Genomic DNA, 18,796 nt, shown 5'->3' with positions numbered 1-18,796 from the left:
GGAACTTCCGGCCGGAGCGCCGCGTTGAGCCGTCGTACGAACAAACCAGGGTCCAACCCGGGTTTTCCCGACGTGCGCAGAGGACGGTGACCGCGGCACCATGGCCTTCACGCTTATTGCCGAGAGGACCCAGGGAGGCGTTGCGGTGAAGCCGTTCGACACGTCGACGGTCCCCGCACCCCAACAGGTGCCGGACGCACTGCCGTCGTGGGACGAGATCGTCCGCACACACTCCGCCCGCGTCTACCGGCTGGCGTACCGCCTGACCGGTAACAAGCACGACGCCGAGGACCTCACCCAGGAAGTGTTCGTCCGGGTGTTCCGCTCGCTGTCGTCGTACACGCCGGGCACCTTCGAGGGCTGGCTGTACCGGATCACCACGAACCTGTTCCTGGACGGCGCCCGCCGCAAGCAGCGGATCCGCTTCGACGGCCTGCCCGAGGACGCGCACGACCGGCTCCCGGCCAAGGGCGAGGGCCCGGCCGAGAAGCTCGACTCCGACCTGTTCGACCACGACGTCCAGGACGCGCTCGACGCGCTGCCCGAGGACTTCCGCGCGGCCGTGGTGCTGTGCGACATCGAGGGCATGACGTACGACGAGATCGCGGACGTCCTGGACGTGAAGCTCGGCACCGTCCGCAGCCGCATCCACCGCGGCCGGTCGATGCTGCGGAAGCACCTGGAGCACCGGGCCCCGCGGTCCGGCCAGACCCGGGTCGGCGGACCGCCGGTCGACGGCGGCCTCTTCGGCGACGGAGGTGACCTCGCATGACGCACCCGCTCGACAAGCTGAGTGCCGTGGTCGACGGCCAGCTCGACCACGACTCCCGTGACAGGGTCCTGAGCCACCTGGTCGGCTGCGACACCTGCCGGTCCGAGGTCGACGCTCAGCGGCGGCTGAAGGCGAAGATCGCCGCGCTGGAGTCTCCGGATCCGTCGACCGACCTGATGCAGCGTCTGATGGGTGTCTCGTCGTTCTCGACCGAGCCACGAGAAGAGGTCCGCCCGGTGGTCACGCCGGTCAGCCTGTTCCCGCAGCGGTCCGCGTTCCCGGCCGGGCGCACAGGTGGCACCCGACCGGGAGCCGCCCGCGGCACTCGCTCCCGCCGTCGCAGCGGCGTCCTGGGCGCAGCCGGCTCAGCTGCCGCAGTCGCCTCCCTGCTCGGTACGGCGTTCGTCGTCGGCGACCCGTCCCGCTCGGAGCAGCCGCCGACGCTGCAACCGCCGGTGGCGAGCTTCTCCTCCGACCATGCGAGCACCAGCGGCGGAGCGCCGTTCACTGACCCGGTCGCGCTGCTGAACTCCTACAACGGTGCGGGGTACGCCGGGCTGAACAACCCGACGCTGCGCCCGGTGGCCCTGACAGGACGCTGACCGGTGAGCCTCTCCCGGCTCGCCGTCCTGGTCAGCACCGCCCTGATCGGCTTCGGCCTGCCCACGTCCGCCGCGGCCGTCCCAGCCCTGCTGCCGGCGCTCTCGAAGGCGGATTCGCCGACGGCGGTCAGCTGGCTGCAGCGGGCGGCTGTCGCGCCGAACGAGATCTCGTACCACGGCACGCAGATCATCACCGCCTGGGGCCCGCAGGGCGCCAGTTCGGCGATGCTGGACATCCTGCACGCAGCGTCACAGGGCTCCGAGATCAGCGTGCTCGGCTCGTCCGCGCCAGGCGCGAAGGCGTTCGTGCAGCGCGCCACCACCACGGACGCTGCTATCGACGGCGGACCGCTGGCGTTGCTGCAAGCGACGTACCAGCTGGTCGACAAGTGCTGCACCGACCTGATCGGCCGGACCGCTGTGCTCGTGGAGGCGTTGCGGGACGACCAGACGCTGGCGGCGAAGTTCTGGATCGACAAGGCGACCGGGCTGCTGCTGCAGCGTCAGCTGTTCAGTGCGGACGGCAAGACCATGGTGCGCGCCACCGTGTTCACCGAGCTGGAGATCGAGGACTCCGAGTTCCTCGGCCACCTGCCGCCGACGGTGCCCAGTGGTGTCGAAGCGCTCGGCATGGGCAAGGTCGACAACCTGCGCTCCGAGGGCTGGGTCTGCGCGCCGGAGCTGCCTGCGTCGCTCAAGCTGTACGACGTCCACCAGGACACCAGCAACGGCTCTCTGCAGTTCTCGTACTCCGACGGGCTGTTCAACGTCTCCCTGTTCGAGCAGCGCGGCACACTGGATCCCGCCGCGGTCGAAGGCTTCAGCAGCACCGACAGCCCTGGTGTATACCTGCGGTACGGCATGCCGTCGTACGTCGTCTGGTCGTCCGGCGGAATCGTCTACACGCTGATCGGGGACCTGCCCCCGGACCAGCTCGGACAGGTGGTCAGATCCTTCCCGCACGAGCTCCCGGTCGAGCTGAGCGCGATCCAGCGACTGGGAACGGGGCTGGCCAAAATCGCGACCTGGCTCACTCCGATGGGTGCACTCTCGCCGAAGCTGGGATAATCAAATATGGAAGTCTCTCCCGGTTACCTCCGGAGGGCTCCACCGACGACCACGACGACGACGTGAGGCGGGCACCGTGACTAGCGACGACGCCGAGCCGACAGTTCCGAATCCGGCGACCGCGGAACCCACCGCGGTCCTGCCCACCGCGGGCGCTCCCAACGGAAGCGGGCCTCTCGTGAACGGGCCGGCCGGTAATGGGAACGGGTCCGCGGCGGGTCCGCCGCTGACCGGGTTGACCCCGCCGGGTCCCGGAGCGGGCGCGATGCCGCTGCGGACGCCAGGCTCGGATGCGGCGTACCGGCAGACGAACGGCGGCCGGTCCACCTCGCAGCGCAGCTTCGGACGTCCGGAGCCGCAGGAGCAGCAGACCTTCCGCCCGGTGTACCAGGGACAGGCCTGGCCGACCGAGCAGCCGCAGTACCGGCCGGCCTACGTGCCGCCGCCACCGGCCGACTGGCACCAGCAGCAGGCCCGGTCGTACGCGTCGGAGCCGCAGAAGCTCAACCGGGTCGTCACCATCGCGGCTCTGGTCGCTCTGGTCATCGGAGTCCTGGCCGGCGCCGGTGCGGCCACGGCCGTTGTCGCGCTCAGCGGCAACAACACCCCGATCGCACAGCAGCCTGAGCCGCCGGTCGGCACCGGCGCCGACCCGAAGATCCGCACCGGCTCGGTGTCCGCGGTCGCCGCGACCCTGCTGCCGAGCGTGGTGCAACTGAAGGTCGAGGGACAGGACAACTCCGACGCCACCGGGTCCGGCTTCGTGATCGACAACGTCGGGCACATCCTGACCAACAACCACGTCGTCGCGGCCGCGGCCAAGGGCGGCTCGATCCAGGTCGTCACCAACGACAACAAGACCGCGACCGCGCGGCTCGTCGGCCGCTCCCCGGCGTACGACCTGGCCGTGGTTCAGGTGTCCGGCCTGACCGCGCCGTCGGTGCAGTTCGGCCGGTCGGAGCAGGCGGTCGTCGGGCAGGACGTGGTCGCGATCGGCTCGCCGCTCGGCCTGGCCGGCACGGTCACGTCGGGCATCATCTCGGCGAAGAACCGCCCGGTGACGACCGGTGACGACACCGGGCAGGCGTCGTCGTACATCAGCGCGCTGCAGACCGACGCCGCGATCAACCCGGGCAACTCCGGCGGTCCGCTGGTCGACATGAACGCGCGGGTGATCGGGGTGAACTCCGCGATCGCCACCGTCCGCGGTTCCGAGGAGGGGCAGAGCGGGAGCATCGGGCTCGGGTTCGCGATCCCGATCGACCAGGCCCGGCGGACCGCCCAGCAGCTGATCGCGAACGGCGTGGCGTCGTACCCGGTGATCGGCGCCAGTGTGGACATGATGTTCGAGGGCGGTGCCCGGGTCAGCGCGGTGAGCCCGAGGTCGCCGGCCGCGCAGGCCGGTCTGCGGGTCGGTGACGTGATCACCTCGATCAACAGCGACCCCGTGGACAGCGCCGAGGTGCTGATCGTCGCGATCCGGACCCACCAGCCGGGCGAGGCCGTGCGGCTCGCCTACGAGCGCGGTGGGCGGTCCCGAACAGTTACGCTCACTCTCGCCCAGCAGATCGGCTGACGGGTGCTACCCAGTGCCGGGATAGGCTGTGCGCAGTCCGGAACGAAGTACGGAGAGGTGGGGACATGTTCGGCATCGGGCCGCTCGAGCTGGTCGTGATCGCGATCGTCGCCGTACTCGTTTTCGGGCCGGACCGGCTGCCGGAGTTCGCTCGTACGGCGGGCCGTCTGCTGCGGCAGGTCCGTCAGATGGTGACGAATGCGCAGAACGACCTGCGCAACGAGCTCGGTCCGGAGTACGCCGACCTCGAGCTGCAGGACCTGAACCCGAAGAACTTCGTCCGCAAGCACCTGCTCGAGCCGATGGACGAGGACGACAAGCCCGTCGCCGACTTCGCCGACAGCGCCCCGCAGCGCCTCCCGGCCGGCGCCAAGCCGCCGTACGACCCCGAGTCGACCTGAGATCTGGTCAGTCGGTGATCAGGAGGTCGTAGGTGACCTTGTCGTCGACGTGGGTGCCGATCTCGAAGGCGGCGCGCTCGGTGCCGACGTGCCGGAAGCCGGCCTTCTCCGCGGTACGGCGGGCCGCCGTGTTGGAGGCCGCCGTACGGATGAAGATCCGCCGGCCGCCAAACCCGCCCGCGTTCGCCGGAGCGAAATACCACTGGGCGACCCGCTGGATCGCCTCGGTCATCACGCCACCGCCCTGCGCCTCGGGGTGCATCCAGTACCCCACCTCGGCGTCGCGGACCGCGCCGCGGACATGGATGCCGAACAGCGTGAGGTTGCCCAGCCCTTGATCCGTCGCGGCGTCCGCCACGCACCAGTTGAACCGCGTCCCGGCCGCCGCCTGCTCGGCCAGGTCCTTCAGCCAGAACCGCGCGTCCTCCACGGTGAACGGCTGCGGGATGAACGGCAGGAAATGCGCGGTCGCCTGGTTGGTGCGGGCCGCGGAGATCCGCTCTACCTCGTCTTCACGCCACTTCCGCAACCGCAGCCGCGCCGTCTCCAGGACGGGATGGCCCACTGTCAGCGGCCCGCAGGGGAGAGACCGAGCTGGCGTCCGAGGAGACCGCGCGGCTTACCGCCCAGGGTCGACGCGATCTTGTCGAGGACCTGCGCGGCCGGGGTGTCGGGGTCGGCTGCCACGAGCGGCTGACCGAGGTCGCCGCCGGAGCGGAGGCGCTCGTCCAGCGGGATTTCGCCGAGCAGCGGGATGTTGTACCCCAGCCGCGCGGACAGGGTCTCCGCGACGCGCGTACCGCCGCCGGTGCCGAAGATCTCGATACGGTGCTCGGGACCGCAGTGCGGGCAGGGCAGGAACGACATGTTCTCGACCACGCCGGCCACTCGCTGGTGCACCATCTGCGCCATCGTGCCGGCCCGCTCGGCCACCTCCGCGGCGGCCTCCTGAGGGGTCGTCACGACGATCACCTCGGCGCTGGTCAGCCGCTGGCCGACGGAGATCGCGATGTCACCGGTGCCGGGCGGCAGGTCGAGGAGCAGTACATCGAGGTCGCCCCAGTACACGTCCGCGAGCATCTGGACCAGCGCGCGGTCGAGGATCGGGCCGCGCCACGCGACCACCTGGTCGCGCTTCGGCTTCAGCATGCCGATCGAGATCACCTTCACGCCGTGCGCGGGCACCGGCATGATCATGTCGTCCACCGCGGTCGGCCGCTCGTCGGCGACCCCGAACATGGCGGGCACCGAGTGCCCGTAGATGTCCGCGTCCAGGACGCCGACCGACAGTCCCTGCTTGGCCATCGCGACCGCCAGGTTGACCGTCACCGACGACTTGCCCACGCCGCCCTTGCCGGACGCGATCGCGAACACCTTGGTCAGCGAGTCCGGCCGGGAGAACGGGATCTCCTTCTCGGCCACGCCGCCGCGCAACTGGGTCTGCAAGGCCGCGCGCTGCTCGGCCGACATCACGCCGAGGTCGATCTCGACACCGGTGACACCGTCCAGTTTGCTCACCGCGGCAGTGATGTCCCGGCGCAGCGTGTCCTTCATCGGACAGCCGGCGACGGTCAGCAGGATGCGTACGGCGACCACGCCGTCCTCGCGGACGGCGACGGTCTCGACCATCCCCAGATCCGTGATCGGCTTCTTGATCTCCGGATCCATTACGCCACCGAGCGCCGTGGTCACCTGATCAGCAGTGGGAGCCATGCCCCCAGGCTACGTGCTCACCCCTATCCACCCGACCACGGTCCATGTGACGTAGGTCCGGCAAGGCAAGCCTTACTTCAGAGGCCGGGGGCGCCGTAGATGGGGAACCAGCGGGAAAGGTCCGATTCGAAGTTCAGGTCTGCGCCGACGACGGACTTGATCTGGAGTTCCTGGGCGTTGTCGCGGCGGTCCGTGCCGACCGGGACGAACGGGTACCAGGAGCCGCGTTTGTACAGGTAGACGAGGCCCACGGACTGGGAGCCGTTGGTGAAGGCGACCAGGGTGCAGAGCAGGGCGTTGCCGAAGCCGGCGTCGACCAGGGAGGTGTTGACGGCGTGCAGGTCGGTGACCAGGGTCTCCAGGTCGTCGGGGGCCGTCTGCCGGACCAGCCAGGTGAAGCCGTACGAGTCCGTCGTACTGGTGAACTTGCCGTTGTCCAGCGCGAGCAGCTTGTCGACCTCGTCGCGGAGTGCGGTGAATCCACCGCCCTCGGCCGCCTTGAAGCAGACCGAGCCGCTGCCCGTCGGACGGAAGCCGGCCGCGGTCTCCAGAGTGATCGCGGCCGACGGAAGCGAGAACAACTGGTCGAGGTTCGGCGGCACAGCCTTGCTGCGCCCGAGCAGGATGTCGAGAAGGCCCATAGCTCTAAGCTTGCTCGCCCAGCTCGCGGGAGAGGGTACCGAGGCGGTCGAGGCGTGTCTCCAGGGACGGGTGCGTGGAGAACAGCGACGACAGGCTCTTGCCGGTGATCGCCGGCGCGAAGAAGAACGCGTTGAACGCCTGCGCCTGGCGCAGGTCGCGCGACGGTATCTGTGCGATGTCCCCGCTGATCTTCGTCAGCGCCGACGCCAGCGTCGAGGGTCTGCCGGTCAGCATCGCTCCGGCTCGGTCCGCGGCCAGTTCGCGGTACCGCGACAGGGCCCGGGTGAGCACGAACGAGATCGCATAGACGGCGATCGACACCCCGATGATCGTCAGCATGATCACGGCCGCGTTCTGGTCGCGGTTCCGTCCCAGGCCGCCGTACAGGCCGAAGCGGGTGATCAGGCCCGCGAGTACGCCGAGGAACGACGCGATCGTCATCACGGCCACGTCCCGGTGCGCGACGTGCGAGAGCTCGTGCGCCAGCACGCCTTCGAGCTCGTCGGCGTCCAGGCGGCGCATGATGCCGGTGGTCACGCAGACGACGGCGTTCTTCGGGTTGCGGCCGGTGGCGAACGCGTTCGGCAGGTCGACGTCGGCGATCGCGACCCGCGGCTTCGGCATGTCGGCGAGCGCGCACAGCCGGTCGATCGCGCCGTGCAGCTGCGGCGCCTCCTCGGGGGTGACGATCCGGCCGTGCATCGCGTACAGCGCGATCCGGTCGGAGAACCAGTACTGCGCGAACAGCATGCCGCCCGCGATCAGCACGGCCAGCACCGCGCTCCGGGTCAGCGCGATCAGCAGCGCCACGAAGCCGACGTACAGCAGCCCGAGCAGGAAACTGGTGATCACCATCCGGCTGGACAGCCCGCGATCAGGCGCGAATCGAGTCTTCATCCCACGTCCTTCCTCACTCAACAGCGAGGGTAGCTCGGGGTCAAACCCGGTCGTCCTCGCGTGTCTCGAGGTCGGCGAGCAGGGAGCGGAGCTCGGAGCGCAGGAAGTCGCGGGTGGCGACCTCGCCGACCGCCATCCGCAGGGACGCGACCTCACGGGCCAGGAACTCCATGTCGGCACGGGTCCGGGCGTCGACGTCGCGGTCGCGCTCGTACTGCACCCGGTCGCGGGACTCCTGCCGGTTCTGGGCGAGCAGGATGAGCGGAGCGGCGTACGACGCCTGCAGGCTGAGCGCCAGCGTGAGGAAGATGAACGGGTACTCGTCGAAGCGCACGCTCTCCGGCGCAAAAATGTTCCACACGACCCAGAACACGATGGTCGCGGTCATGTAGACCAGGAACCGCCCGGTGCCGAGGAAGCGCGCGATCCGTTCGGACAGCCGGCCGAACGCGTCGGCGTCGTACGCCGAGCGCAGTGCGATCGTGCGGCGCAGCTCGAGGGGGATGTCGAGCCGGTTGGTGCCGCGCATCAGCCGGCGTTCCTCGGCCGCGGTGCTGCTGCCGCGTTCGTCACGAGGCATCGTGGCCCCCCTCCTGCTCCGAGCTCTCCGTGTGGTCGTGCTCCCGCCAGTCGTCCGGGAGCAGATGGTCGAGTACGTCGTCGACGGTGACCGCACCGATCAGCCGGCCCTCGTCGTCGAGCACCGGCGCGGCGACCAGGTTGTACGTCGCCAGGTACTTGCTGACCGTCTGCAGGCTGTCGTCCGGCCGCAGCCCGTCCAGATCGGTGTCCAGTACGGCGGACACCAGCTCGGACGGCCGTTCGCGGAGCAGCCGCTGGATGTGGCCGATCCCGATGAACCGTCCGGTCGGTGTCTCGAGGGGCGGCCGGCACACGTAGATCATCGCGGCCAGTGCGGGGCTCAGGTCCGCGTTGCGTACATGGGCGAGCGCCTCGGCCACAGTGGCGTCCACGGGCAGGATGACCGGCTCCGACGTCATCAAGCCACCAGCGGTGTGCTCCTCGTAGGTCAGCAGCCGCCGTACGTCTTCTGCTTCCTCAGGTTCCATCAGCGTCAGCAGGCGCTCGGCTGTCTCGGTGGGCAGCTCAGCGATCAGGTCTGCGGCGTCGTCCGGGGACATCTCCTCCAGCACATCTGCAGCCCGTTCGGTGTCCAGGCCGGCGAGGATCTCGACCTGGATCTCCTCAGGCAGCTCCTCCAGTACGTCGGCCAGTCGCTCGTCGTTCAGCGCGACAGCGATCTCCTTGCGCCGCTTGGGCGACAGGTCGTGCAGTACGCCGGCCAGGTCCGCGGCACGCATCGACTCGAAGGCAGCGAGGATGTGGGTCGCGCCCTGTCCCTCCTCGACCTGCGTGAACCCGCTGACGTCGCTCCAGTCGAGCACATGGGTCTGTCCGCGGCGCCGGAACCGTTTGGAGCCCTCACGGACCGCCACTTTGGTCAGCAACCAGTCCCGGGTCCGCCACTGCTCCATCGCCATGTCGAACACCACCGCGGTGGCGCCGGTGTCGGCAATGGTGACTGTCCGGTCGAGCAGCTCGCCCAGGACGAGCACCTCGGTCGTGCGCTGCTCGAAGCGCCGCATGTTGAGCAGACCGGTCGTGACGACGTGGCCGACGTCGACCGAGGTGACCCGTGTCATCGGCAGGAAGATCCGGCGCCGGGTGAACACCTCGACGACCAGGCCGAGCACGCGGGGCGGCTGGTCGCCCTGGCGCATCATCGCCACCACGTCCCGGAGCTTGCCGACCTGATCCCCGTTAGGGTCGTAGACCGGCAGACCCGCCAACCGGGCCACATATACCCGCGACGGCGATCCACTCATGTCCGAAGGCTAACCCGCCGACCGTGAGTCTCGACTGAGGACGCTTCGTAGACTTTCGCCCTCGGGCGACTTCAAGGTGGGGGGTGGGCATGCTGGGATCCACCGGGCTCGGCGCCGACGACGAGACGGCGTACCTGGATCTCATCCGTAATGGTGCTGCGTCGCTGCTGGAGCTGGCCGCACGCCTGGGCCGGCCGATGCCGGACGTTCAGCAGGCCGTCGACGTCCTCCTGGCCGAGGGCTTCGTGCACCGTACGCCGCCACCGGGCGAGCTGATCGTGCCGGTGCCTCCGGAGCTCGCGGTGGAGCAGCTCGTCCTGCGGCAGGAGGAGGAGTTCGAGCGGATCCGGAAGGCGGCGTACCGGCTCGCGGCCGAGGCGAACCGGCAGCGGGGTGCGCGGCGGACCGAGGAGCTGATCGAGATCGTCAGCGGCGAGACAGCGGTCGGTCTGGCGTTCGATCGGGTGCAGCGGACGGCTCGGAGCGAGATGCGGGAGCTGGTCGCCCCGCCGTACGTCGCCTCGGCGGAGGTGAACAGCACGCAGCTGGCACGGCAGGGCGCCGGTGTGACGTACCGGGTGGTCTATGACAGCTCGGCCCTCGCAGACCCAGTGCTGGCGGCAAGTGCTGTCAGCCACGTGCGGGCGGGGGAGCAGGCCCGGATCGCGGACGAGCTACCGACCAAGCTGGCGATCGCCGACCGCGAGTTGGCGCTCCTTCCCCTGGACTGGGCGACGCCGGCACAGGACGCCGCGCTGCTGGTCCATCCGTGCAGCCTGCTGGACGCGCTGGTCGCTCTGTTCGAGACAGTGTGGAACCGCGCCAGCCCGCTGAGCGTGACCGACTCGGACGGCCTGGAGCCCGAAGAAGCCATGTCCGCCGAGGACAGGTACCTCCTGTCGTTGCTGGTCGCAGGGCTGACCGACGACGCGGCCGGCGCTCGCCTCGGCATCAGCCGGCGTACGGTCGCCAGACGGGTCCAGCAGCTGATGGAACAGACCCACTCGCGCTCCCGGCTACAGCTGGGCTGGCACGCGCGGGACCGCGGCTGGCTGTGACTGTGGGCTGGCCGGATTGGTCGTGACCGCTTTGCGCCAGTCAGATCCGTAGCAGCAGGGGCGGGGAGCCACATGTAATGCGGACATCGTTGGACCTCCCCCTGAGCTTGGAGCTTCCGTGTCCTTCCCCTCCTCCTGCCGACGCGGGCTGACAGCCCTCGGCGCGGCCGTGCTGGCGTTGACCGCCGTCACGGTGCCGCAGGCCGCTGCGGCCCAGCCGGTCGTCGCCAGTACGCCGCCGCGCACGGTCACCCTGATCACCGGCGACAAGGTCACCGTGACGACCGTCGACGGCCGTCCGACCGCGACCGCGAGCAGGCCCAACGGCACCCCCGCCGGTGCGCACATCATGGCTGTCGGCAACGACCTGTACGTCTACCCGGACGCCGCCTTGCCCTATCTCGCGTCCGGCGTTCTCGACGAGCGCCTCTTCAACGTCACCGAACTCCTCGCCGACGGGTACGACGACGCGCACAGCGACGGCACGCCGCTCATCGTCTCGTACGCCCCGGGACGGAAGCAGACCGCGCTGGCAGGCGCCCGCCAGACCCTCGCACTGACCAGCATCAAGGGCGTTGCGCTGACCGCGGACCACGACCGGGCCGCCTCCTTCTGGACGTCCTTCACCGGCGGTGGCTCGGCGGCCCGCACCGCGGTCGCGAAGATCTGGCTGGACGGCAAGTCCAAGGCGGCCCTGTCGGACACCACTGAACAGATCGGTGCACCGGAGGTGTGGCAGGGCGGTAACACCGGCCAGGGCGTGGACGTCGCCGTACTCGACACCGGTGTCGACGCTGCTCACCCGGACTTCGGTGGCCGGATCGTCGCGTCGGAGAGCTTCGTACCGGGCAAGGACGTCACCGACCGCAACGGTCACGGCACGCACGTCGCCTCGACCATCGCCGGTACCGGTGCGGCCTCGGGTGGCAAGGAGCAGGGCGTCGCGCCCGGTGCCGGTCTGCACATCGGCAAGGTGCTGGACGACGACGGCAGCGGCCAGGACTCCTGGATCCTCGCCGGGATGGAATGGGCGGCGCGTGACCAGCACGCCAAGGTGATCAGCATGAGCCTCGGCTCCGGGCCCACCGACGGCACGGACCCGATGAGCCAGGCGGTGAACTCGCTGAGCGCGGAGACCGGTGCGCTGTTCGTGATTGCCGCGGGCAACTCCGGCCCGGACCCGTACAGCGTCTCGGCGCCGGGTGCCGCGGACGCGGCCCTGACCGTCGGTGCGGTGGACGGGGCCGACCGGCTGGCCTCGTTCTCCAGTCGCGGTCCCCGGCTCGGTGACAGCGCACTCAAGCCCGACCTGACTGCGCCTGGTGTCGATGTGCTCGCCGCACGGTCCCAGTACTCGCCGGAAGGGGAGGGTTCGTACGTCGCGATGAGCGGCACGTCGATGGCCACACCGCACGTTGCCGGTGCGGCTGCGCTGCTGGCCAACGCACACCCTGACTGGACTGGGCAGCAACTGAAAGACGCACTCGTCAGCACGACCAAGACCACCGTGCAGTACAGCCCCTTCACTGCCGGCACCGGTCGGCTGGACGTGGCCGCTGCGGTGCGCAGCACGCTGTACTCGTCGGGCTCCGCCTTCGCTGCGGTGAAGTGGCCGTACCCGGCGAGCGGACTGGTGCAGAAGGACGTCACCTACACCAACAACGGTGCCGAGCCGGTCACGCTGAACCTGTCGCTCAAGAACCAGGGCATTCCCACCGGCCTGTTCACGCTGACGACTCCACAGCTGACCGTGCCGGCTCACGGCACCGCCACAGCCGGTGTGGTGAGTCACCTCGACGTCGCCGCCGAGGACGCCGGCTACAGCTCGATGCTGACGGCAACCGACGCCAACGGGGCAGTGCTTGCCCACACCTCGGTCGGCGTCAGCAAGCAGAGTCAGCGCGTCAAGCTGTCGCTCCGCGCGAAGGACCCGCACGGCGCCCCGCTGTCCGGCGTCGTCGTACTCAAGGACATCAAGCGGGACGTCGTACCGAAGGTGTACGAGGTGAACGGCAGCCTCGACGTCGACGTTCGCCCGAGCACGTACGCCGGGTGGATGTACGCCGACGTACTTGGTCTGGAGGGGCCGCATTCGCTGGGGCGGGCTGTCATCAGTCAGCCGGAGGTCGACGTCACCCAGGATCAGACGCTGACGTTCGACGCGGCCGGACTTCGTAAGGTCGCAGCGGTCACACCACGACCTGCTGACAACACGTACGTACGCGTCGACCAATACCGCAGCTACGGCGACCTGCATCGCTTTGTCGACACATATCAGCTCGAGTGGTGGATCTACGACTCCCTGTGGGCTACGCCGACTCGCAAGGTGACACAGGGCTCCTACACGTTCGCCACGCGCTGGCGTCAGGTGCAGCCGGCGCTCACGGTGGGATCGTTCGACAGCGTCGTTCAGAGCTGGTCACCGAAGCTGCCGAAAGGCACTGGCGTCTACCCGGTGGTGTACGTCGGCTCCGACGTCGCGAAGTACGACGTCCGCGGCAAGATCGTGGTTGCCCAGCGCAACGACGCCGTACCGCCGACAGCACAGGCTGCGGCCGCTGCCAAGGGTGGTGCGAAGCTGCTGCTGATCCTGAACGACGGCTACGGGCCGCTGGATGCCTGGGCCGATCTGCCGCAGGAGGAGGCGCCCGCCCTGCCGGTGGCGTCGCTGAACACCGACCAGGGTCAGCAGTTGCTGTCACGCAGGCCCAAGGTGCTGCCGCTCGTTTCGCACCCGTACCCCGAGTACCTCTACGACCTCGTCCAGCACCATGACGGGGCGGTTCCGAAGGACCCTGGGTACCGGCCGACCGTCCGGGACCTCGCGCGCATCGACGAGACCTTCCGCGACACGAAGCCCGGGGATGCACTCGACATCCGCTTCGACCTGTCGGCGGACCTCACGTGGGCGGTGGGTGCCGCCGCTACGACTGTTCCGGCCCAGGGTGACCACACGGTCTGGGTCACGGCCTCGCCGAAGGTGAAGTGGCTCAGCCAGGCCGCGGTTCCGGACCTGAGCCAGCAAGGCTCGTCGTTGTCGTACCGCGCGGGCAGCACGACGAAGGAAACCTGGTTCGGTGGCATCCAGCGTCCGCGGCTGCTCAGCGACAACGCGTTGTCGACGCCGCCGTCACGTGTCGGGGACATCATGAGCGTCTTCACCCTGCCCGGCTTCGCGGACTCGGGCCCGCACCAGGGCACCGTGTACGACGTCGGAGCGCCGGTCACGTCCGCGTTCTACCAGGGCGACACACTGATCGGTGAAGGTGCCGACATGATCTCGGTCGAGGTTGCTCCGGAGCCCCTGCCGTACCGGCTCGTCGTGGACACCAAGCGAGACCTGCCGAACCGGCCGTACTCGCCGAGCACCCACACCGAGTGGGGGTTCACGTCCGGTCAGGCCGACTACGCGAACCTGGAGACGCTGCCGCTACTCCAGCTCGACTACTCGATCGCAACGGACCTGTCCGGCCGGGCGAAGCGCCACACCGACCTCGGGGTAAGCGCCTCGCACCTGCCGGGAGCTGTGGATATCGGCAAGGTCACCACGGCGACGCTGGAGCTGTCGTACGACGACGGCGCGACCTGGCGACCTGCCCGACTGCAGCGGTCCGGTGCTGGTTGGCGAGGCACAGTGGACGCGCCGGCGTCAGCCAAGTACGTGAGCATGCGGGTGACGGCGCGCGACAACGCCGGCAACAGCGTGAGCCAGACCGTCCAACGGGCCTTCGGGGTTCGCTAACTCAGCTTGGGGCGGCGGCGTACCGGGCGGTGCAGCGTCATTGGTGGCTTGCCGCGGGTCGTGGCTCTGGTTGACACCGGAGCCTCGGCCCGCGGTGTGTCGTCGTACCGTCCGGCTGCCTCGGTGATCTCACCGGTCGGCTCCAGGACCAGGATGTCGGCTTCGCTCCGCCACCGCTCCAGCTGAGTGTCCAGGTCGGCTGCGTTCAGTCGCTCGCTACGCAGTACCTGCGCGGCTGCCGTCCACTCGTCGCTGCCGGGCTCCAGCCGCCGTACGGTCGCCTTCCAGCTCGCCAGGCGGTTCGTGGCCGGCTTGGCCGGTACGACGACCTCGACCGCGGGTGCTGCTGCGAGTCCAGGCAGCGGCTGCTCCGCGCCGTCAGCTGAGTCCGCCAGGACGACGTACTGCCCCTCGACCGTGGCGAACCACGCCGGCACTGGTCGCCGGCCTTCCCACGCCAGCCAGACGAGTCCGGCCTTCTTCATCACGCCGGCGATCTCCTCGGTGCTCACAGGGCCCAGCGTGTCACATCATTGCCCCTCATTTCATTGATGCCGCATCGCAGCTTGAGCACCGGCCTGGAACCGGGTGCGCGCACCGAGCTCCTGCATCAGTGCGGCGATCTTGCGCTGCGCCGTACGTTCGCTGACGCCCAGCTGCCGGGCAATGGCCTGGTCGGTCAGACCCGCGAGGAGGAGCTCGACGACTGCGCCGTCAGCCTTCACCGGCGGCGCGCGGTCCCACAGTGCCTCGAACAACTCGACGTACGCATCGAACAGACCGCACGGCTGCACCATTACGGCGGACTCCTCGCTCAGCAGGACCAGAGCCAACCGGTCGTCCGCCAGGTACAGGTGGATCGGCAGCGCCGGCAGCATCCGTGCCGTCTCGTTGCCATGCGCATCGAGTACGCCGTGCTCGTACACGGTCCTGCACTCGGCCCGCTGCACCCGGGGATCGCCATACGGTGCCTTGACGAGCCGCCGTAGCTCAGTCCGCGCCGCTGCCTGCACCTGATCGATCCGCTGCCGGACCGCGCCAGCACCTGTCACCAGTTCGACCAGCGTCGCGGTAGGCGTGCCGGTGTGGCTGCGGTACGCCGCTGACAGGTCGTCGATGTGTGCGCGTACGTCACGCAGCAGGCGCTCCTGTTCCAGCAGCAGCACCTCCAACGCAATGTCCGGCGCCACAGCCACGTAGCGCTCGCCCACGCGGCTCACGAGATCTTTGGCGATCAGGCTGGTCAGTACGGCGGTCTGCTCGCTGTCGGACGGTCCAGACGCGACGAGAGCGCTGTAGCTCGCCTCCGGACCTCGGACTGCGGCTGGACAACACCCTGCCCGCGGGACGCGACAACAAGATCACTATCAGCGGCTACCACCACTCGTACCTCGAGAGCGACCCGGAGCTGACCAGTCTGAAGCTGTCGGTCAGCTACGACGACGGGGCGACGTGGCAGTCCGTGCGGACGACCAAGTCGGGTCGGAGCGAGTACACCGCCGTACTGAAGCACCCAAAGCGCAGCACAGGTGCCGTCAGCCTGCGGACCGAGGGCGTGGATGCGGCCGGGAACACGATCAAGCAGACCATCACCCGCGCGTACGGTCTCACCGCACGGTGAATCGGGACACACTCGGAAAGGAAGTGAGCCGGGTCACCGGGCCAGCGGCGGGAGACGCCGTACGCTGCCGGTGACCGGTGGGTAACCGAGTGGAGGTCGGCTGATGACGGAGCAGGTTTTGCGGAGCAGGCGGTCCTGCCTGGCCACGCCCGGGTCGAACCCGCGGTTCCTGACCAAGGCGAAGGGGCTGGACGCGGACCAGGTGTTCCTGGACCTCGAGGACTCGGTCGCGCCGATCGCCAAGCCTGATGCCCGCAAGAACATCGTCGCTGCGCTCAACGAGGGCGGCTGGGGCAGCAAGCTGCGCGTCGTCCGGGTGAACGACTGGACCACCGAGTGGACGTACGCCGACGTGATCGAGGTCGTCGGCGGCGCCGGCGCGAACCTCGACTGCATCATGCTGCCGAAGGTGCAGACCGCCGAGCAGGTGGTCGCGCTCGACCTGCTGCTCACCCAGCTGGAGAAGGTGCACGGCTACGAGCCGGGCCGGATCGGAATCGAGGCGCAGATCGAGAACGCGCTCGGCCTGACCAACGTGAACGCGATCGCGACCGCGTCGCCGCGGGTGGAGACGATCATCTTCGGCCCGGCGGACTTCATGGCGTCGATCAACATGAAGTCGCTGGTGGTCGGCGAGCAGCCGCCCGGGTACGACGTCGGCGACGCCTACCACTACATCCTGATGCAGATCCTGATGGCCGCACGGGCGCACGGCAAGCAGGCGATCGACGGCCCGTACCTGCAGATCAAGGACGTCGACGGCTTCCGCCGCGTCGCCGGCCGCTCGGCCGCCCTCGGCTTCGACGGCAAGTGGGTCCTGCACCCGGACCAGATCGCCGCCGCGAACGAGGTCTACTCCCCGCGCCAGGACGACTACGACCACGCCGAGAACATCCTCGACGCCTACGACCACTACACCTCCGCAGCCGGCGGCGGCCGCGGCGCGGTCATGCTCGGCGACGAGATGATCGACGAGGCCAGCCGCAAAATGGCCCTCGTCATCTCCGCCAAGGGCCGCGCCGCCGGCCTCACCCGCACCAACATCTGGCAGCCCCCCGCGGACTAGTTCCGGGTGGTCGGCCTGGTGTGATCTGCAGCTCGACAGGAGGTGTCGGGTGGCCGGGTAGTGCACCTGAGCGTGAACAGGTCCGTGCGTACAGCGTCTCGCCGGTGCACTACCTGTCGAGCTTGCACATCACACCGCCGCGAGCAGCCGAGCCGCCACCACCACCCACAGTTCCGGCAGGAGGGCCGGATATCCCCTGGTGTTGTGGGTTCTCCCCTCCCATAGCAACGGAGAAGGCACAACGCCGTCGGATATCCCTTCGTGTGCGCGGGTTCTCGTCGTGCTCGGTCAAGTCCAGCTGGTGGGACGGACCGGGCGGTGCATGTCGGGTGCGGTGCAAGCTAGCGAGCCAACCGTTCCAGCAGGTCGTGGACAACCTCCGTCGTTGGCCGGTCAACGCGAGGTAGCCGAAGCGGGCGCCGACGCCGAGCAGCACCGGCACGCCGCCGACGAACACGGCGACAGTCCCAGCGCCAAGCGATCATGCCGGGTTAAGAGGTCCGGTCTGGGCCATGATCGCGAGTAGGTGGCCGTCGGGGTCGGGGAAGAAGGCCATCCATTCCTCGACGCCGTTGTCGTGCTTGTGGATGAGGTGTGGGGCCTGCTCGAATTCCACGCCGCGGGCGCGGAGTTCGTCGTACGCCGTCTGGATGTCGTCGACGCGGAAGTACAGGACCGACGGCTCGCCGATCGGGCCGTCGTTCGCGCTCAGGAACAAGCGCGTGCCGCCGCAGTCGAAGAAGGCGAGATCGCCGAACGTGTAGAGGTGCGGAAGGCCGAGCACCTTGCCGTAGAAGTCGACCGCGGTCTCGATATCACTGACCGGGCGGGCGATCTGCCCGATGACACCTAGCTCCATCGCCTGGGCTCCTTGTCCTCGAAGGGCGCTGTCGGCGGGCACACCGCGCCAGCTGCGAAGCTCGGCCCGGCGGTCCAGGCCGAGCTTCATCAGCGCGTTCGCGACGTGGAACTTGACCGCGTCGACGCTGACTCCACGCCGCCGCGCGATCTCCCGGTTCGACATCCCGTGCCGCACCGCGTGCACCACCTGCCACTCGGCGGGTGTCAGTACGTCGGGGTGCCGGGGCCGTCCGCGTCTACCCACACCCTCAAGCTAGCTCCGGGGTCGCCGAATTACCCTCCCCCGACAGGCGTTCGAGGCCGTCCAGTAGGAGGTCCAGGGCGAACTCGAACTCGAACTGGTCGTCGCACCCCGGACCGACGACGGAGCCCTGCTCGTGGGTGATCGCCGTGACCAGTTCGGTGATGTGGGGGAACCGCTCGGCCAGCTCCGGTGGCGGTGGCGCCGGATCCGGACCGGTGCCGGCGGTGTCCTCGAACAGTTCCTGCGAGAACCCCAGCAGGCGGCTGCCCAGAGCGTGCAGCGCGTGATGGGTCAGGTCGATCGACAAGCCCCCGGCCCGGAAGATCCCGATCATCGACTCCATGTAGTCCATCACCGCTGGGGTCGGGTCGGTCCGCGCCCTGGTCCGTTCCTCGATCACCCGGGGCGCCCAGGGATGAGCCAGGAGCACCTGGCGGGCCGACAAGATCCGCTGCCGGACGGCCGGCTTCCAGTCGGTGTCCTCGGCGGGCGGATCGATCTGGCCGACGATCGCGTCGACCATGCCGTCCAGCAGCTCGTCCTTGTTGCGCACGTGCTTGTACAGCGCCATCGGCACGACGCCGAGCGCTTGCGAGATCTTGCGCATGCTGACGGCGTCGGCACCGCCCTCGTCCGCCAGGTCGACGGCGGTGCCCAGGATCCGTTCCTTGCTCAACGGCGTCCGC

Annotated in this window: 19 protein-coding genes; 9 read left to right on the top strand and 10 right to left on the bottom strand. The window is 69.1% G+C overall.

Translation table 11 applies throughout. The annotated features are described in order from the left end of the window. The first annotated feature begins 100 nt into the window (after positions 1 to 100). The 5 genes from sigE to ACLJOO_RS02020 all read left to right on the top strand — a co-directional run bounded on the left by sigE (position 101) and on the right by ACLJOO_RS02020 (position 4,419). A complete protein-coding gene (sigE, locus tag ACLJOO_RS02040) occupies positions 101 to 772 on the top strand; it encodes an RNA polymerase sigma factor SigE (RefSeq protein WP_130384020.1) in 672 nt (223 codons plus the stop codon). After that, entirely contained in the window at positions 769 to 1,374 is a 606-nt protein-coding gene (locus ACLJOO_RS02035) for an anti-sigma factor family protein (protein ID WP_410785034.1), read from the top strand. The genes sigE and ACLJOO_RS02035 overlap by 4 nt, the downstream gene beginning before the upstream one ends. Positions 1,375 to 1,377: 3 nt before the next feature. Then, positions 1,378 to 2,442, top strand: a complete 1,065-nt coding sequence (locus ACLJOO_RS02030) for a sigma-E factor regulatory protein RseB domain-containing protein (RefSeq protein WP_410785033.1) — start codon at positions 1,378 to 1,380, stop codon at positions 2,440 to 2,442. A gap of 76 nt (positions 2,443 to 2,518) precedes the next feature. After that, positions 2,519 to 4,018 (top strand): trypsin-like peptidase domain-containing protein, encoded by a 1,500-nt coding sequence (locus tag ACLJOO_RS02025; protein ID WP_410785032.1) that lies wholly within the window; start codon positions 2,519 to 2,521, stop codon positions 4,016 to 4,018. 65 nt (positions 4,019 to 4,083) lie between these two features. Further along, the gene (locus ACLJOO_RS02020; protein ID WP_410785031.1) at positions 4,084 to 4,419 is read left to right on the top strand and encodes a sec-independent translocase; all 336 of its coding nucleotides are present in this window, start codon (positions 4,084 to 4,086) and stop codon (positions 4,417 to 4,419) included. A 7-nt stretch (positions 4,420 to 4,426) separates the two neighbouring features. Here ACLJOO_RS02020 and ACLJOO_RS02015 read toward each other — a convergent pair whose 3' ends face one another. From ACLJOO_RS02015 to ACLJOO_RS01990, 6 genes are all read right to left on the bottom strand, one after another. Continuing rightward, positions 4,427 to 4,984 carry a GNAT family N-acetyltransferase gene (locus ACLJOO_RS02015; protein ID WP_410785030.1) on the bottom strand — a complete coding sequence of 186 codons (558 nt, stop codon included), beginning with the start codon at positions 4,982 to 4,984 and terminating at the stop codon, positions 4,427 to 4,429. Between the two features lie 2 nt (positions 4,985 to 4,986). Beyond that, a complete protein-coding gene (locus ACLJOO_RS02010; protein ID WP_410785029.1) occupies positions 4,987 to 6,132 on the bottom strand; it encodes an Mrp/NBP35 family ATP-binding protein in 1,146 nt (381 codons plus the stop codon). 77 nt (positions 6,133 to 6,209) lie between these two features. After that, a complete protein-coding gene (gene pspAB, locus ACLJOO_RS02005) occupies positions 6,210 to 6,773 on the bottom strand; it encodes a PspA-associated protein PspAB (protein WP_134006890.1) in 564 nt (187 codons plus the stop codon). A 4-nt stretch (positions 6,774 to 6,777) separates the two neighbouring features. Further along, on the bottom strand, positions 6,778 to 7,671 hold the full coding sequence (gene htpX, locus ACLJOO_RS02000) for a zinc metalloprotease HtpX (RefSeq protein ID WP_410785028.1): 894 nt from the start codon (positions 7,669 to 7,671) through the stop codon (positions 6,778 to 6,780). Positions 7,672 to 7,711: 40 nt separating this feature from the next. Further along, the gene (locus ACLJOO_RS01995) at positions 7,712 to 8,251 is read right to left on the bottom strand and encodes a DUF1003 domain-containing protein (protein ID WP_410785027.1); all 540 of its coding nucleotides are present in this window, start codon (positions 8,249 to 8,251) and stop codon (positions 7,712 to 7,714) included. Beyond that, a complete protein-coding gene (locus tag ACLJOO_RS01990) occupies positions 8,241 to 9,518 on the bottom strand; it encodes a magnesium transporter MgtE N-terminal domain-containing protein (RefSeq protein ID WP_410785026.1) in 1,278 nt (425 codons plus the stop codon). The genes ACLJOO_RS01995 and ACLJOO_RS01990 overlap by 11 nt, the downstream gene beginning before the upstream one ends. Positions 9,519 to 9,607: 89 nt before the next feature. On the opposite strand from ACLJOO_RS01990, the gene ACLJOO_RS01985 reads away from it, so the two are divergent. Both ACLJOO_RS01985 and ACLJOO_RS01980 read left to right on the top strand, forming a co-directional pair. Beyond that, entirely contained in the window at positions 9,608 to 10,576 is a 969-nt protein-coding gene (locus tag ACLJOO_RS01985) for a helix-turn-helix domain-containing protein (protein ID WP_410785025.1), read from the top strand. Positions 10,577 to 10,694: 118 nt separating this feature from the next. Then, positions 10,695 to 14,318: a S8 family serine peptidase gene (locus ACLJOO_RS01980; protein WP_410785024.1), complete on the top strand. Its 3,624-nt coding sequence runs from the start codon at positions 10,695 to 10,697 to the stop codon at positions 14,316 to 14,318. On the opposite strand, the gene ACLJOO_RS01975 is transcribed toward ACLJOO_RS01980, so the two are convergent. Then, a complete protein-coding gene (locus tag ACLJOO_RS01975; RefSeq protein ID WP_410785023.1) occupies positions 14,315 to 14,830 on the bottom strand; it encodes a hypothetical protein in 516 nt (171 codons plus the stop codon). The two genes, ACLJOO_RS01980 and ACLJOO_RS01975, sit on opposite strands and share 4 nt — an antisense overlap. 33 nt (positions 14,831 to 14,863) lie before the next feature. After that, positions 14,864 to 15,529 (bottom strand): LuxR C-terminal-related transcriptional regulator, encoded by a 666-nt coding sequence (locus ACLJOO_RS01970; protein WP_410785022.1) that lies wholly within the window; start codon positions 15,527 to 15,529, stop codon positions 14,864 to 14,866. Between the two features lie 251 nt (positions 15,530 to 15,780). Here ACLJOO_RS01970 and ACLJOO_RS01965 point away from each other — a divergent pair, with 251 nt between their 5' ends. After that, a complete protein-coding gene (locus ACLJOO_RS01965; RefSeq protein WP_410785021.1) occupies positions 15,781 to 15,939 on the top strand; it encodes a hypothetical protein in 159 nt (52 codons plus the stop codon). 103 nt (positions 15,940 to 16,042) lie between these two features. Further along, a complete protein-coding gene (locus tag ACLJOO_RS01960) occupies positions 16,043 to 17,005 on the top strand; it encodes an HpcH/HpaI aldolase/citrate lyase family protein (RefSeq protein ID WP_410785020.1) in 963 nt (320 codons plus the stop codon). Positions 17,006 to 17,486: 481 nt separating this feature from the next. On the opposite strand, the gene ACLJOO_RS01955 is transcribed toward ACLJOO_RS01960, so the two are convergent. Both ACLJOO_RS01955 and ACLJOO_RS01950 read right to left on the bottom strand, forming a co-directional pair. Then, positions 17,487 to 18,110: a VOC family protein gene (locus ACLJOO_RS01955; RefSeq protein ID WP_410785019.1), complete on the bottom strand. Its 624-nt coding sequence runs from the start codon at positions 18,108 to 18,110 to the stop codon at positions 17,487 to 17,489. 4 nt (positions 18,111 to 18,114) lie between these two features. Beyond that, the gene (locus tag ACLJOO_RS01950; RefSeq protein ID WP_410785018.1) at positions 18,115 to 18,786 is read right to left on the bottom strand and encodes a TetR/AcrR family transcriptional regulator C-terminal domain-containing protein; all 672 of its coding nucleotides are present in this window, start codon (positions 18,784 to 18,786) and stop codon (positions 18,115 to 18,117) included. Between the last annotated feature and the right edge of the window lie 10 nt (positions 18,787 to 18,796).

Source organism: Kribbella sp. C-35 (genome assembly GCF_046549195.1).
In the GTDB taxonomy this organism is placed as follows: domain Bacteria; phylum Actinomycetota; class Actinomycetes; order Propionibacteriales; family Kribbellaceae; genus Kribbella.
The sequence above is the reverse complement of the archived record's forward strand: the minus strand, read 5'-3'. Positions and strand labels throughout refer to the sequence as shown.